Source organism: Streptomyces sp. NPDC002076 (genome assembly GCF_053593835.1).
Window position 1 is genome coordinate 1 of sequence record NZ_JBSFDI010000052.1, and the last position, 15,022, is coordinate 15,022.

The 15,022-nt window shown below is 69.7% G+C and carries 7 protein-coding genes and 4 pseudogenes; 6 read left to right on the forward strand and 5 right to left on the reverse strand.

Annotated elements, in window-relative coordinates:
- Window positions 1-209: 209 nt before the first annotated feature.
- Together ACWCQS_RS45610 and ACWCQS_RS45615 are read left to right on the forward strand one after the other, a co-directional pair.
- Window positions 210-616 (forward strand): annotated as a pseudogene (locus tag ACWCQS_RS45610) (SDR family NAD(P)-dependent oxidoreductase); the annotation flags it as partial.
- A 312-nt stretch (window positions 617-928) separates the two neighbouring features.
- Window positions 929-2,242 carry a PP2C family protein-serine/threonine phosphatase gene (locus ACWCQS_RS45615; protein ID WP_451009948.1) on the forward strand — a complete coding sequence of 438 codons (1,314 nt, stop codon included), beginning with the start codon at window positions 929-931 and terminating at the stop codon, window positions 2,240-2,242.
- A gap of 151 nt (window positions 2,243-2,393) precedes the next feature.
- On the opposite strand, the gene ACWCQS_RS45620 is transcribed toward ACWCQS_RS45615, so the two are convergent.
- A complete protein-coding gene (locus ACWCQS_RS45620; protein ID WP_371330494.1) occupies window positions 2,394-2,771 on the reverse strand; it encodes an ANTAR domain-containing protein in 378 nt (125 codons plus the stop codon).
- A gap of 686 nt (window positions 2,772-3,457) precedes the next feature.
- Between ACWCQS_RS45620 and ACWCQS_RS45625 the strand changes: the two genes are divergently transcribed.
- The gene (locus tag ACWCQS_RS45625) at window positions 3,458-5,233 is read left to right on the forward strand and encodes a SpoIIE family protein phosphatase (RefSeq protein WP_234357813.1); all 1,776 of its coding nucleotides are present in this window, start codon (window positions 3,458-3,460) and stop codon (window positions 5,231-5,233) included.
- Between the two features lie 31 nt (window positions 5,234-5,264).
- Here the strand turns inward: ACWCQS_RS45625 and ACWCQS_RS45630 are convergent, their stop codons facing one another.
- Complete coding sequence (locus ACWCQS_RS45630; RefSeq protein WP_055707188.1) at window positions 5,265-5,945, reverse strand: hypothetical protein; 681 nt, start codon at window positions 5,943-5,945, stop codon at window positions 5,265-5,267.
- 637 nt (window positions 5,946-6,582) lie between these two features.
- On the opposite strand from ACWCQS_RS45630, the gene ACWCQS_RS45635 reads away from it, so the two are divergent.
- The 3 genes and pseudogenes from ACWCQS_RS45635 to ACWCQS_RS45645 form a co-directional block, all read left to right on the forward strand.
- Window positions 6,583-6,855, forward strand: a complete 273-nt coding sequence (locus ACWCQS_RS45635) for a hypothetical protein (RefSeq protein WP_055495838.1) — start codon at window positions 6,583-6,585, stop codon at window positions 6,853-6,855.
- A gap of 167 nt (window positions 6,856-7,022) precedes the next feature.
- The gene (locus tag ACWCQS_RS45640; protein ID WP_351252011.1) at window positions 7,023-7,517 is read left to right on the forward strand and encodes a DUF5994 family protein; all 495 of its coding nucleotides are present in this window, start codon (window positions 7,023-7,025) and stop codon (window positions 7,515-7,517) included.
- A pseudogene (locus ACWCQS_RS45645) lies at window positions 7,514-8,359 on the forward strand (DUF5994 family protein); the annotation flags it as partial. The gene ACWCQS_RS45640 and the pseudogene ACWCQS_RS45645, both read left to right, overlap by 4 nt.
- 75 nt (window positions 8,360-8,434) lie before the next feature.
- Here the strand turns inward: ACWCQS_RS45645 and ACWCQS_RS45650 are convergent.
- The 3 genes and pseudogenes from ACWCQS_RS45650 to ACWCQS_RS45660 form a co-directional block, all read right to left on the reverse strand.
- Window positions 8,435-9,054: pseudogene (locus tag ACWCQS_RS45650) on the reverse strand (helix-turn-helix transcriptional regulator); the annotation flags it as partial.
- 249 nt (window positions 9,055-9,303) lie between these two features.
- Window positions 9,304-12,734, reverse strand: a pseudogene (locus tag ACWCQS_RS45655) (type ISP restriction/modification enzyme).
- Window positions 12,735-13,145: 411 nt separating this feature from the next.
- Window positions 13,146-13,955 carry a hypothetical protein gene (locus ACWCQS_RS45660; protein ID WP_234377244.1) on the reverse strand — a complete coding sequence of 270 codons (810 nt, stop codon included), beginning with the start codon at window positions 13,953-13,955 and terminating at the stop codon, window positions 13,146-13,148.
- Window positions 13,956-15,022: the final 1,067 nt, after the last annotated feature.

The window sequence follows — 15,022 nt, forward strand, 5'->3', positions numbered from 1 at the left end:
CAACGCCACCCCTTACGACCCCTGCAGCCACCCTGCCGCCCAACGCCTCGCAGCTCCCTGACTTGACTCAGAGGACTCAAGCGCTACGCGGCCCGCGAGGTCTTCAACCTGGTCAGACCGGTTGCCCGCACCCCTGCGTTATAGGGGCGTCTGTGAGTCTCGGGTACGCGGAGGCGGCCGACCGCGGCAGCGGGAGAGGTGAGGTTCGCATGCGTACTGTCGGCAGCCGCCCGCCTACCGCCCTGCGAGGCAGCCCACTGCGGGGCCGGGTCGCTGTGATCGCGGGGGCGGCGCGCGGCGTGGGCGAGTGCGGCGCCTGGCCGCGGAGGGCATGCGGATCGCCCTGCTCGGTCGTGAGAAGGAGACGCTGTCCCAGGTGGCGGCGTCGCTGGCCACCATGACCGTCTGCATCGAGGCGGACGTGACCGATCAGACCGCGCTCGACCGTGCCGCGCGGCAGGTCGAGGAGCGGCTCGGAGCGGCCGGTGTCGTGGTGGCCGACGCCGGCAGCGCTGTAGGCGGGCCTTTCAGCCGCACCGATGCCGAGCTGTGGCGACGCGTCGTCGACGTCAACCTGGTCGGGGCGGCGAACACCGCCAGGGCCTTCCTTCCTCAATTCGCGTTCGTGGTCGGCCGCATCACCCGGCGCGGACTACGGGAGGGATCGACCGACGAGCTCGGTGCCGATGTCGAAGTCCTCGGGGCGGGTGGCCGTGCCGACTGGACGTCGGTCAGGCCCGAGACCTGAACTGCAACGGGGCCGGGAGGCGTCCAGAGGGTGCCCGACAGACAAGCCACGAGGCCCGGTAGGACCCAGGCAAGTACCTGCCTGGGCCCTCGGGTAGTGCACGGCTTCAGTGCACTACCCGAGGAGTGGTTTCCCAGGACGGAAGCGGCCGTAGAGCCCTCAGGCGGGTAGGTGGTCGCCATGGACGAGGATGACGCGGCCGCGGCGCTGCGAGCGGCGCTCGACCAGCTGGCGTTCGCCACCCGGAGCGCGGCGGCGCTGTCGAGCACGCTGGACGCGGTCGAGGGGCTCAGGCGGGTGTGCCGCGTGCTGGTGCCGGGGCTGGCCGACTGGGCCGCGGCCGATCTGATGGACGAGGACGGCGCCGTCGAGCGGGTCTGTGTCTCACACCGTGACCCCAACACCGCCCTGACCGGCCTGACGGGACCGTTGCCGCCGGCGCCGGAGACGCCAGGAGGGCCGCTGTCCCGGGTGCTTCGCGGCGGTGGCCCCCTGCTGTTGTCGGCCGGGCGGCTGCCGACCGCGCAGGAGGCGTCCGATCCGCTGCACACGGCAACCATGCAACCGTTCGCCCGACTCGGGGGAGACTCCGTGATCGTGGCACCCCTGCGGGCACGCCGGCGAGTGCTGGGTGCGCTGACCCTGGTCAGGGGCGAGGGACACCCGCCATGGGGCGAGGCGGACCTGGCGCTGGTCGAGGACCTCACCCACCGCATCGCGCTGGCTCTCGACAACGCCAGGCTCTACGCCGAGACCCAGGCCGTCGCCGAGCGCCTCCAGCGCTCTCTGCTGCCGGACCTGCCCGTCGTACCGGGTCTTCGCGTCACCGCCCGCTACTCCCCGGCGCTCGCCACCGCGCAGATCGGCGGTGACTGGTACGACAGCTTCGTCCTGCCGGAAAGCGGTGACACCAATCTGATCATCGGCGACGTCACCGGCCACGATCTGCATGCCGCCGTGACCATGAGCCAGATCCGGAACATGCTGCGTGGCATCGCCTGCGACCGCCGGGAGCCCCCCGGCATGATCCTGCGCCGCTTGGACCTCGCAGTCGACGCCCTCTACAGCCACCGCACCGCCACCTGCGTGTACGCACTGCTCAAGGGCCAGGAAGGAGGGCCGTACCAGCTGGAGTGGGCGAGTGCCGGACATCCACCACCCCTGCTGGTCACTGCGGACGGCGACACCACCTACCTCTGGGAAGCACACGGCCTGCTGCTGGGCGTCGACCCGCACGCCGAACGGCCCAGTGCCTGCCTGCCCCTGCCCGAGGGCAGCACCCTGCTGTTGTACACGGACGGTCTGATCGAACGGCGCGGCGAATCCATGGATCACGGCATGACCCGGCTCCGGCAGCACGCTGCCGCCCTGGTCGACCAGGACATCGACGAGCTGAGCGACGAGCTGATGAACGCACTCGTGGCAGGGGCCCACGACGACATCGCCCTGCTCGCCCTGCGACTGCCACAGTCGGACGAGGGCGTCTCGCCCTGAGGCCACGTCGAATGCCCGCCGTACGCGATGTAAGTCTGGGGTGGGACGTTTTGGCCAGGTGGGTTCGGGGACACGTCGGGCGGAGGTCGTGTCGCGTGCGGGTTCGGAAGTGAGCTGGCATTCCATTCGTCCGCCCGCCCTGCCGTCCAGCTCAGAACGCGGGCGGCAGAGCTGTGCTGCGTTCAGATGACCGTGCCCTGGGCAGTGCCTTGATCAGAGCGGTGCGGATTTCGTCCGGCAGCTGTTCGCCGTGCACCCAGTCCACGATCAGTTCGGATACCTGCCGCAGTTTCGTGTTGGTGTGCTGTGAGACCTCTCGCAGCACTTGGAATCCCTGCTCGGGATGCAGGCCACCGAGGGTGATGACCACGCCGATCGCTTGGTCTACGACGGTGTGGGAGACGACGGCTTCCTGCAGCTGGCTGATTTCCGTCTGCAACTCGCTGATCTTGTTCAGGAGCGGTGTCCGTACCGGAACCGAGTGCTCCTTGAGTCGCGTGAGGCTGCCGTTTCGAGAGTTCTCCATCATGATCACAGCCCAGACCGCGGGTCTCCCGCCCGGGTCGCCGATGCCGTACGGAATTGCGAGGACGACAATTCGACTATTACCCCGGGTTGCTGTCTTCGTGCATCCCGTTCCACGGCGCGCAGCGGCCGGTGGCGTGGACCTCACTCAGGGTTCAACTCGGCCAGGGCGGTGGTGCACCTGCCCTTCGGACGATCGCTACCGCTCGGATCGCGGATGCTCCGTTGATGGTCGCGGGTGCCTGATGCACTGCAGGGATCCTGCGGGAGCGGATCACGGCTCACGACCATACGATCGAGCGCCTGTCGCACATCGCGGCAGGGCATCCGGGTGTGGCGGACTCGGGTGGGGGGACCCGGAGGCGGGCCGCGTTCAGCAGCGTATCCATGGAGCTGGCTCGACTCAGGCTCCTCCGGTTCAGCCAACGAGCCGGGGGAGCCGCTGACAGGATCGCAGTGGTGGCGACCGACGATGACGCCCATGGCCTTGCCGATGGCGGGCATCCGTGCGCGGTTGCGGTCGAGCGCTTCGCGTTCCACGGGCTGACGAAGCCGGTCGGGCGAGGGCGGCGACCTACTCCCGGGTGCGGGTACTCGAAGAGGAACCCACCGGGGTGCCGACGTCGCTGTGACCCGCCGGCCCGGGGGCCGCCCACCGCGGTGGGTCCGTGCGGAAAGGACGGCGGCGACGTGGCGGAGGGCCTGAAGTCCGGCGGAGAGCACGAGCGCCGGCTGTCCGCGGGGGAGCCGGCTCTGTGGCAGCAGGTGGTCGAGCAGCTGGGCACGGCCCTCGCCGTGATCGACCCGGCCGGGCGGATCGTCGCTGTCAACCCGGCCGCCGAGCGGCTTCTGCAGCGCGCAGCAGGGTCCGTGTACGGGCGGGATCTGCACGACCTGTGCCATCGCGACCCGGGAGGTGGCCTCGTCCCGCGGGAGCGCTGCCCGCTGCTGCGGGCACTGGCCGAGAGGCGTGCGGCACGCGGGGACGACGACAGGTGCCTGCGTGGTGACGGACGGCTGGTCCCGATCTCCTGGTCGGCCACCCCCCTGGCGGACGACGTCTCCGGCGTCTGCCAGGGCATGGTCGTGCTGATCGTCGAGACCGCGGCGGACCGCCGTGCCGGCAGGGAACGAGCGGAACGCGCCGAGCAGTCGGAACGGGTGGAACAGGCGGAACGAACCGCTCGTACGAGCGCTCTGGAGAGTCTCGCCGAGCGGCTGACACTCGTCGCGGAGATCACCGACGTGCTCGGTCAGACCCTGGAGGTGGACGAGGCCCTCGCCCGGTTGAGCCGCGTCCTCGTCCCCCGCCTCGCCGACTGGGCCGCGGTGGACCTGCGGGTCGGCTCCCGTCAGGTGCACCGAGTGGCCGTGACCGGTCCGGAGGGCCGTGCAGCCGGGCAGGAGGACTGGCGCGGCCATCTGCCCCCGGTCGGGGAGGCGACCCACTCGCCCCTGGTCCAGGTACTGAACGAAGGCGCTCCCGTCCTTCAGAAGCGGGTGGACCTGGACGCACCGCCCGACTCACCGCTGGCCAGCGTGCACGACGCCTTCCTCGGAGCGATCGGCGCGGCATCCGCCATCACGGTGCCGCTCGGCAGTAGACGGCAGGTCACCGGTGCGCTGACGCTGGTGCGCACCGACCCGGCACGGCCCTTCGACACCGGCGATCTCGACGTGGCCGGCGACATCGGCCGCCGGGTCGGTCTGGTCATCGACAACGCGCGCCGGTTCGGCCGGCAGCGTGCGGTCGCCGAAGCCATGCAGCGCAACCTTCTTCCCCCGCTGCCCGCGCACGGCCGGTTCCAGCTGGCCGCCCGGTACCAGCCCGCTCCGCCCGGCTCCCAGGTCGGTGGTGACTGGTACGACGCCTTCGCGCTGAGGGACGGCACGCTCGCCCTCGTCATCGGCGACGTCGTCGGGCACGATCTGACCGCCGCGGCCGGCATGGCGCAGCTGCACGGCATCCTGCGCTCCCTCGCCTGGGACCATGCCGAGCCGACCGGAGCCGTCGTGGACCGCCTCGACGACGCCATGCACGCCATCACCATCGTGCGGATGGCCACCCTCGTCCTCGCCCGGGTGGAAGGTCCGGACACCGGCCCCTGGACGCTGCACTGGACCAGCGCGGGGCACCCGCCGCCCCTGCTGCTGACCCCCGACGGGAACGCGCAGTACCTCGAAGCCGGGCAGGGACTGATCCTTGGAACCGACCCGTGTGCCGGCGATCCTCGCCCGAGCGCCGCTCACGCGCTGCCGCCGCGGTCCACGCTCCTGCTCTACACCGACGGCCTGATCGAAGTCCCCGGCAGCGACTTGACCAGAGGGCTCAGCCGACTGCGTCGCCACGCTCTCGCCCTCGCCCACGAACCTCTGGACATTTTGTGCGACCAGCTGGCGGCCCGGACGCCCCCGGGCAGCACGGACGACGTCGCCCTTCTCGCCCTGCGCCTGCCCGTGCCCTGACCGGGCCGAGGCGGTGATGGGGCGCGGCTGCTCACGTCCCCGGAGCAAGCGCCAGAATGCGGAACGGACCGGGTGACACGGACTGAAGGCCGTCGTCTCCGGCGTACCGCCAGCCCCAGGACCGCATCGTCTCGACGGTCCTGCCGTCCCGGACGTCCACCAGTGCGACGCCGAGCGCGGCGCCGTGGTCGGCGAGCAGTCGCCGCTGCAGGCGCCGGGCGAGGTTCCAGACATGGTCCCGGTACTCCCGGCGCACGCGAGACGGGACGACGATCCCAGAGACGACGAAGAGCCGCCCGGAGGCGGCGCGGCGGAGCAGACCTCCCCGGACGTGCCCGTCGAAGCCCGCCCACCATGGACCCGAGCCGCCCGCGGGGAAGCCATAGGCGTAACCGGTCAGGGCGGTGGTCTCCGCGATCAGCAGCGAGAACCCCGGCCGTCGTGCGTCGGCCGTGAGATGGCCCAGGAAGGGGCCACGTGCCTGGTTCCACGCCCACGGGTCACCACCGGAGGTTTCCGCGTACAGGTCGCCCAGCTCCTGCAGACGGTCCGCGACCTGACCACGCGTCAGCCGATGGATCCGATCTGCGACCTGCGGCGAGGACGTGCGCCCCCTCTGCGGCGTGCCCTGTGCGCGGGTACGCGGCCTGCCCCGTGCGGGCCGGAGAGCGGGGAGGGCCAAGGTCGTCGGGGGGAGCACCTGCGTGGTCATGGCCAACCCTGCCCCCGGGCGCGGACGAAGGCCGCCCCGGCGTCGTTGATCGCCGAGAACGGCACCGGTGCCTGAGGCGGTGCGCGGCGTGCCCTCGGTATGTCCACCGTACTCCCGGCCGGGCCCGCCCCGGCGGCCCGGCGGTCGCCGGCACCAGGAACGGCGCCGACCGTCCGCGTGCGGTCGCTGTCCTCCGGCACAGTCCGACTCGCGTGGTCACCGGGCTCGGCCGGGCGAATGTCAGGCGGCCGGCCGCCCGGCCGGTCATCGGACGCACGGCCACCCGTACCCGGCATACCCTGCAGAGGAGGCTGCCGTGGAAACGCGACGCAGGCCCCCGCACCGTCGCCCGCTTGCGCCGGGCAGTGACCCGAATCGTGGTCCCTAGGTTTCGTACTCGTCTCCCGTCCGGAGCTCCGTATGGAGCAGCTACCCCGCCGGTCGCGAAGGAGGAACCCGGCTTCATCTCCCCTCGACACCGCGCACGCCGTGGGACCCGCACGCTCCGGCTCGCGACCAGCAAACCGACAGAGCACGCGCACGCTCACGCCGACGAGGTACGACCCGGATCCGCGAGGCCACGAGGATCCGCCGGCCTGTCCGTCCCCCGCGGCCGTGACCCCGGAGAACCACAGCCATGACAAGACTCCGCGAACGCAAGAACAACCGGGAGGCGGTCCTGCGATCCCTCTACGGGGCCGTCGAACGCAATCGCCCCGAGGTCAGCGGATCGGTACTCCGCGCCGAGCTGGGCCTGCCCGACGAGGACCTCTCCGCCGCCTGCGCCTATCTGGCCGACGAGGGACTGATCAACGTGGACTGGACCTCGCACCGGACCCCTGCGGCCGTCTCGCTGACACATGAGGGCATCTGCCTGATGGAGGAGCTGGAGGAAGAACAAGGGGAATAGGGCAGGGCAGAGAAGACGGAGCCGGACGGCTGACCCGCCCGCTTCTCCTCGGCTCAGGTGTAGCCTGACCGTACCGAGAGCTTTTCGCGCAGCGCTTCCGGCGGTGCCGTTCCCGGCGAGGGACGAAACGGGCAGTCGTCCTACGGCTCCCGGGACGGGACCGGACCATGGAACCCAGCAGTACGCCGGCCGGAGGCGTCTCCGGTGCCGACGCGCACACGTACCGCATGCCCCTGCCCCGCCTGACCCTCACCCCGGACGTCAGCCACGGCCCGCTGGACGGTGCCTGGTGGCCGCGCTGCGACGCGCTGGAGCTCGAACTTCCCTCGCTCGTCGACTTGTTGGAGCCGGAGCCGGGGGCCCTGATACGGGTCACCGTGGACCCCGCCGGGTGGCCCGGCGCCCCGCACACGGTCATGGCCCCAGGCCGGGTGATCGCCGTGGAACCGACCGGACCCGGAAGCGACGCGCACGTCATCACCCTGGACTGCGGCACCGTGGGACGCTGGGTGCTCCTGGTCGTCCCGCCCGAGGAGCCCGCCGGAACAGCCGTCCGGCTGCTGGCCGCCGCTGCCGACCCGGAGAACCCACTGACCGCCGCGAGCATGCTGGCGCTCGCCGATGCGGGTCGCCCGGTGGGCGCGGCCGGGGAGGCGGAATGAGGCACGGGGCCCCTTGGGAGCCCGCGGCAGGGACGACCGGCCGGCCTCAACCACCATCCTCGCGTGAGCCGTTGCCCACTCTGAATGACACTTCTGCGCTCTTCGAGGAGTGCCGCATCGTCCGCACGCACGGCGAACTGGACACGCAATCCGCGGCACCACTGGTCCGCGCCCTGACCGAGGCCCGAGCGGCCCGGCTCGGACGGCTCTTCCTGATCGTGGACCTGAGCGAGGTGACCTTCTCCGACTCCAGCATCCTGTCTGCGCTGTGCGAGGCGTGGTCCGACTGCCACGCCCGGCGCGGCTGGGTACGCATCGTGTACGACAACCACACGACCGACCTGGTCTTCCGCCACACCGGCCTGCTCGACCTTTTCCCCGCCTACGCGAACGCACAGGACGCCTGGGAGGGACGAACCGGCCGACGCCGCACTCCGCCTCCCCGCGAGCGCACTGCCGGCCGCCGGGACGCACCGCCCGGCCGGGGACCACATGCCGCGCCGAACCACCCGACAGGACACCTCATGAGCGACCAGCTACGGCGCCCGCCACCGGCCCCGCCCCTCCTTCGCCTGTACCTCGCGCCCGAGAGCACCGTGCCACGCCGTATCGACGGGGCCTGGTGGCCGCGAACCTTCGACCTCCTGGCGGAACTCCCGTCACTGCTCTCCGGCCTGCCCCGCGCCTGGGGCCAGATCGTCAGTGTCCTGGTGAACGGCACAGGGTGGGCGGGGGCCCCGGGCCGCATGCTCGTCTGCAACCAGGTCGTCCGGCTGCGCAGGACCGCCACGGCGCGCACGCCGAGCACCATCGTGCTGATGGCCCCCGCCCATGGGCGCCGGGATCTGCTGGTCGTGCCACCGGAGGCCACCGAGCAGGCCGCGGAATCGCTCGTGTCCGCAGTGGGACTGACGCCGGAGCGGGGTCACTTCGCGAGCTTCGGGTGCGGTGCCGGCGATGGCGCGCAGGCGGGCGACGCATGCGGTGATCTGCCGGTCCCAGTCGGTGAAGAGGCCGCGGGCCGCGGGGTGGAGGAACAGGTAGCGGGCGAGGTTGCGCTGTCTGGCGGGCCAGTCGTCCAGGCCCGTGTAGAGGGCGAGGCCGCCGGGGTTCCAGGCCAGCAGGTCCATGCTGCGGCTGATGACGTACGCCGGGTTGGGGCGGAGTGATTCGAGCAGCAGCTTCAGGTGGGGGCGCACGGTCCGGCTCGGGGCGGACGCCCGTTCGGGGGCGTAGCGGGCGGCTCGGTCGGCGAGCTCATGCAGGTGCTGGTGCTCCTGGTCGTCCATGTGCAGGCGCGGGCAAGGGAGTCGAGGGCGGTGGGGCTGGGACGGGTCTCCTTGCCGCGCTCGAGGCGTACGTAGTAGTCGATGCTGATGCCGGCGAGGGTGGCCAGCTCCTCGCGGCGCAGCCCGGGGGTGCGGCGGATGCCGGCGCCGACGGTGAGGCCGACGTGTTCGGGGCTGGTCTGGGTGCGGCGGGCGCGCAGGTAGCGGCCCAGCTCGGCTCCCTCGCTGTTCGCGCTCTCGGATGGCATGTCTCCAGTCTCACCCGCTGAGTGCCTGCCGCACGGGAGTGAGGGGGGTCCTGTCATTACCCCGGAAGAGCCCGCCCTGCCACACCGACGCGATCCGGGCGAGGGTGAATGAGCAAGATGCGACGGCGTCCCGGCCACCGCCACCACAGGTACGACGTGGCAGACCGGGCGACGGGCGCCGGGCGCCGGGCGACGCCACGATGCAGAGAGAGCGAAATGCGGGCGTCAGGCACTCAGGCCGGACGGGTGTCAGTCCGAGAAGTCGAGGCTCTCCTGACCAGGGCCGGGGGCGCGTCGAGACTTCCGCGGCGGTTTCGGTTCCTTGGTTGCGTAGGCAGGTACGGGCAGGATGCCCTCGCCCCGTAGGTCGTCGGTGCTGATGAGCGGGCCGCTGGTCACTGCGTCCAGCAGCCGGGCCTGTCGGGGTTCGAGGGCTACGAGGAGCCCGAGCGCGTTGATGAGGTCAATCAGATCAACGGTCCACCGGGCAGGCCAGGTCGGGGGCAGGATGTCGTTCAACGGGGTCTGTCGTTCCACGTCTGGCTTGCGCTTGCGGAAGCTGAACCACTTGCGGATCACCTGCACCCCGCCGATCCGATAGTCCCAGACTTCCGGCGCCACCGGACGTATGCAGCCCGTGCCCACCGTGAGGGTTCGCGTGGACGCGTCGTAGGAGATGTCCGCAGGTAACCCGTCGTCCTCTCCGATCACGACGACGCATTCCGGTTGTTCCTCCGGGGGAAGCCTTGGGGACGAGCCAGGTGAACTGTCGTGGTGGGAGGCGAAGCGCTGGCCGTACGTGTGGATCCACACCGTGCGTCGGCCCACTTCCACGAGCTCCGCCCATAGAGCCGGGTCGCGTGTTATGGGGATACGGACACCGCGCTCGGCGAGGTTTGCGGCGAAGCGGCGGGTGTAGCCGCTGTGGCCGGCTGTTCCCGCGATGTACGCGAAGAGGTCCTCGGCGGTGACCGTTACGCCGTGCGTCTTGGTGAGGAGACGCAGCAGGCCAGGGGTGACGTTTGGTTCAGCCTGGTGAGGGTGGCGGTAGAGAGGGGCGACGCGGCCGCCTTCGGTGCCTTTGAAGTGGTGCATGTCGGGCAGCAGGGCAGTGAAACTCACCGCCGGCCCCGGACGGCCTGATTCCGTGTGGAGTTCGGACAGGTAGATCTGACGCTGGTCGTTGTGGGCGAACCACAAGGCCGGTCGGGAAAGTCGATCACTCGTCTGTCCGCGATGATGTACTGCCTGTCGAAGGTCATCCGGCCGTAGGGAACAGTGACCGGCAACGTCTCCTTCTCTGCGGCAAGGCTTTTCCTTTCCTGCTGGCCGGGCAGTGGTGGTTCCGGCTTGTCCGGACGGCGGTCTCTGGTTGTTTTCAGCAGTGCGGCCTTGTCCTCCGCTGGGGCTTGGACGAGTCTGCGCCACCGGCTCTCCAGGACGTCGCGGCTGGGTGAGACGGGCCAGCTGCGGTTGTTCTTGTTGCCGGAGCTCGTCCAGGGCAGCAGGGCGTCCACCGGTGGCATGGCCGACCACTCGGAGTCGGACGGGACGTTAAAAGGCGCGGTCCACTGTGTGGGGCATAGTTGCCAGGAGGTCCCGTCGCGATGACCGTCGAGGCCAAGCCCTTCCAGCCAGTTGAATTTCTCCTCGCGTGTGCCCGCGGGGACGTCGAGTCGCCAGACCCGCGCCGGTGTACCCGCGTCCGGGGTGCCGTGGCGGACGAAGACGGCGATGCAGATCTCCCGCTTGACATCCTGGAAGACCCGGGTGCGCGTGTCGGAGTAGGCGCCCTCGGGGGAGAGACCGATGATCCAGCCCTCGTCGGCGGCCTCGCGCAGGTAGTGGCGCATGCCGGCCGATCCCTCGCTGTCCAGGTATCCGGAGTTGGTGATGAGGGCGACGATCCCGCTGGGGGCCTTCGGCGCTCCCGAGGCGGTCAGCTGGTCGAAGACCTTCCAGGTGGACCAGGCCCAGAAGTAGACGTAGAGGTTGTCGAGGGCGTATCCGACGCGTCCGTTGTCCTCTGGGTGGAAGCGGGCGAGGATCGGGCCCTGGCCGTTCGGGTTGCCCTTGGTGATCCAGCGTCCGACGCCCGACTGTCTCGCACCTCGCAGGTAGGGCGGATTGCCGATGACCACCATGACCTTCTCGTCCGCCTTGATCTTGTTCGCCATTCGGCGGTGGCGGGCGATCGCCTCGTACATGAAGCCCAGGTGGTGCTCGACGGCGGGATCGTCGAGTGTGTCGGCCACCAGAAGCCTCGGCGGCCGGCGCGTGATGTCGGCGTCGTGGGACCGGAAGGCGTGGTGCACACGGAGTTCGGCGACGGCGTACGGCCCGGTCTGTTTCTCCAGCCCGACCAGCCGGCCCGAGAGCTCCCGGAGAAGCCCGGACTTGAGCGTGCTGCCGTACTTCAGCGCCAGGGACTTGGCGACGTGGTCGATGATGTTGATGAGGAAGGTCCCGGTGCCCATGGCCGGATCGACGACGGTGACGTCCTCGCTTCCGTAGCCGTCCTCCTGGCCGAGCCGGTCACGCAGCACCTCGTCGGTGAAGCCGACCATGAAGCGGACGACCTCGCCAGCCGTGTAGTACGTACCCGTCCGCCGTCGCAGTTCCGGGTCGTAGGCGCCCAGAAAGCCCTCGTACAGATGGAGGTAGGCGTCTCCGGTCTCGTCCTTGAACATCTCGGGGTCGACGGCCGATAAGACGTCGATCAGCGGGTCGATGATGCCCCGCAGATCGTCGAGGGCGTCGTCCGTCAGCACCGCCAGCGCCTTGCCCATCAAGGAATGCCGCTTGCCCAGTCGAATCGCGACCTCGGGAAGCGTGAGCCTGCCCAGATCAATGTGCTCAAGCCGAGCCAGCAGCATGGCAAACGTCAGCGTCTGACTGTATTGGTCCGCGAACTCCTCCGGACGAGCATCGGGAAAGAGCAGGTCCTTCCAGTTGCCGGCCAGGATCGAGAACGCAGCGTCAGCCTCCCCGTGCTCCTCTCGGGTCAGACGCTCGGTGACCTCGTCACGCAGCAGGGCGCAGATTCCCGCGATGCGCTTGACCAGTTCGTTGATGCTGTCGTGGACGATGGGCGCTGGCAGGAAGAAATGCGTGAGGGCCCGCTCGAACCCGGTGTCCGCGACGACGAGTTGCCGACTACCGGAATCAAGGTCTCCCACCAGGATCCCGGTCGGGCCAACCTGTACGCCGAAACGGTAGACCGCCCACTCGTATCCGTCGGTGTACAGCACATTGTGGAGTGCCTTGATCTTCTCCCACTGCTTGCGGTCGTGGCTCTTCACCGACCACTTCTCCGGATCGGCCCCCGAGCCCGGCTGCTTCAGCTCGACGTGCCCTATGGTCCTGCCGCCGCAGGCGATGGCGAAGTCGGGCCGGATCCCGAGTTCCTTGATGCGACTCTGACCGTGGACGATGAGCTTGAGGCGTTGCCGCGAGGCCATGCCGCGCAGCAGATGCTCCACCGGCGCGGTCAGACTGTCCTCCTTACTGCTGACCGCCCCTGCGGGACCTTGCAGCTTGGCCCTGACCTCCTCGCCGAACTGGGCAACGAGGTCCGCTACCGATCCGGTCGTGCCCTTTCCCGCCCAGACGTCCCCTCTTGCCATCGGCCCCCCAAGGTTGCACCCACGCCGACGATCAGACCCATACAGAATGCCCATGACATCTCAAGCAGCAAACACCAGTGGATGTAGGTTGATTGGTGACGAGCCGCCAAAACCCCGCGTACGGACATCGGTTGGAGCGTGAGCCGAGAGTGCGTCCGGGCGTGCGTCAACGTGCGGAGCGCGCAATCGGTGGACGGTACGCCGATCTTGCAGGCAGGCTGGGGCGATCGCGGGGGCAGCGTGCGTGCGTCAAACGAAGCCATCATGGCTGCGCGGCTCCTGGTATGTCCCCGCTGCTGCTCAACGGAGATCGACCACGCCGCCACCCGCGAGCTCGGCCGTGCAGCGACGCTCAGCGCGATCGACGACATCCGACATTGGGTGCGACGAGGCCGTGCCGTGCTGTCTGAGATCACGGATGATCATCTGAGTGCCACCCAGTCGGTGCGCGCCCGCTATCGCGGCTCAGGGGCCGTAGGGGCTCCAGTGCCCGAGGAAGGGTTTCAGGTCGTCGGCCCGTGGGTTGGGGATGTCGGGCAGTCGGGGCGGTGTGTTCAGTGGGTCGAGGCGCTCCACGGTGGCGGCTGCCCAGCTGATCCATGCTTCGGCTTCAGTTCTGGTCTGCCCCGGTGGCATGGCCTCGACTCGTGTGCGTACCGCGCTCACGTACTCGGTCAGTCGGATGGCGTGGTGCCATGCCGCTTCCTGTGCTTCGAGGTGCCGGACGCGGTACGCCTCCGCGTACCGGATGCGGGCTTGTTCCATGGCGGTTTCCCAGCGGATGCGCTTCTGGCGTGCCGCTTCGGCCTCGTCCTGGCGTCTGCGTTCGGCGGCTTCGCCGCGAAGCGTGACCTCCTGTGCGATCTCGGCGAGCTGCTCTTCGAGGGGGTGGCCGGGAGCGTCGGCCCATTCGCTCGCCCGGTGTGGCTGGCCGCCGCTGACGATGAAGCGGAGACGTTCGGACGGGGTGTAGTCGAAGCGGGGGATTCTGACCCAGGAGTGCTTCTTGGCCTCGGCGAGTTCCTTCTCGGTGGCGACGTGCTCGGCTCGGTCCTGTTCCTGGAGGACGAGAAACCCCACTGGCTGGCCCTGTGCGGTGATGGTGAAGTGAGGATGTGCCTTGCGGCGGCGATGAGACGGGGGTGCGAAGCCGGTCTGCCCGGCCGCGCAGGTGTGTCCTTCGGCCTCGGCGGCGGTGATGAGCGCCTGGATGAGGCGGAGAGCGCGTCCTTGGACGGGCTTGGTCAGGCCGAGCGGCTGCCGTTCGTTCTGCATGGCTCGGACAACGGCGTGTGGCCGAGTGAGCCGCGAGGGCACGGCGACGGGGTCGAGGACAGCAAGACGCCAGGCGGGGATGTCGACGAGCTTGATCTCATACCCGCCGCTGCGCCAACCCCCGTACAGCTCCTTCGTCTCCGGAATCCTTCCGGATCTGCGTGCCGCGGCGACGCGGGACGGCCACTTTTCCAGCTCAGGGCCGCTGCCGCTCTTGACGATTCTGCCGCCGGCCTCCGCGAGTTCTTGCAGCAGCTGCTCCGTGAACGTGAAGCGAGGCTGTGATGGAGGGGGTGGCTTCCGCTCGGCGGCCGGCGTTTCCTGCGCTCGGGTGGACTGAGCTCGTGGAGCGGCGGCCTGGGTCTTCCGGGGGCGTGATCCGCGGGGCGGGTACGTGCCGTGTGCCAGGTAGTGCCGGCCGGCGCTCGTCAGGGCGACGCTCCACTGCCCGGCCTTCCGGGAGACCGTCACCAGGCCCCGGTTGTGCAGTGCCTGACAGGTGGTCTTGTAGGAACTGGTCTCCCATACGCTGGCAGGACACCCGTCTGCCACCCACTGCAGCACCGAGAGCTGCCGCTCATTGACCCGCCGTTCCAATGGCCCGCCTTCGACTCGGAGTGTCGTACGACGGCGGCATGCTGCCAGTTCTTGGGGTAGGCGACCGGCGCTTCGAGTCAATTCGCTCGGACGAGCGGGCTGACGTGGCTGCAAGCCAGTCAGACGGAGAAGAGTAGGTGGGCGCTTTCCTACGCAGGGGGTCTGACTCCTGAGATCTCTGACCGGGGTGTCCTGATCACACTGTGTCGACCGCCGACCCGGGGATAGTGCGTTTGCTGGTCGCGGGCTGAGGGCGTGTCTCGATAGGGGCTTGCCGGACAGGCGTCATCACGATTCTGACCGTCCGCACGGCCCGGTGCCGGCTACGGGACAAGCCGTCGGCCTGGAAGGGGAACGAGCATGACCGGCACGTCCTCCGCTTCGCGTCCTCGTCGGCGCCGGCCGGCGGCGGAGGTGGTCCTGGGAGTGGACACGCACCGGGATGCCCATGTGGCCGCTGTGCTGTCCCT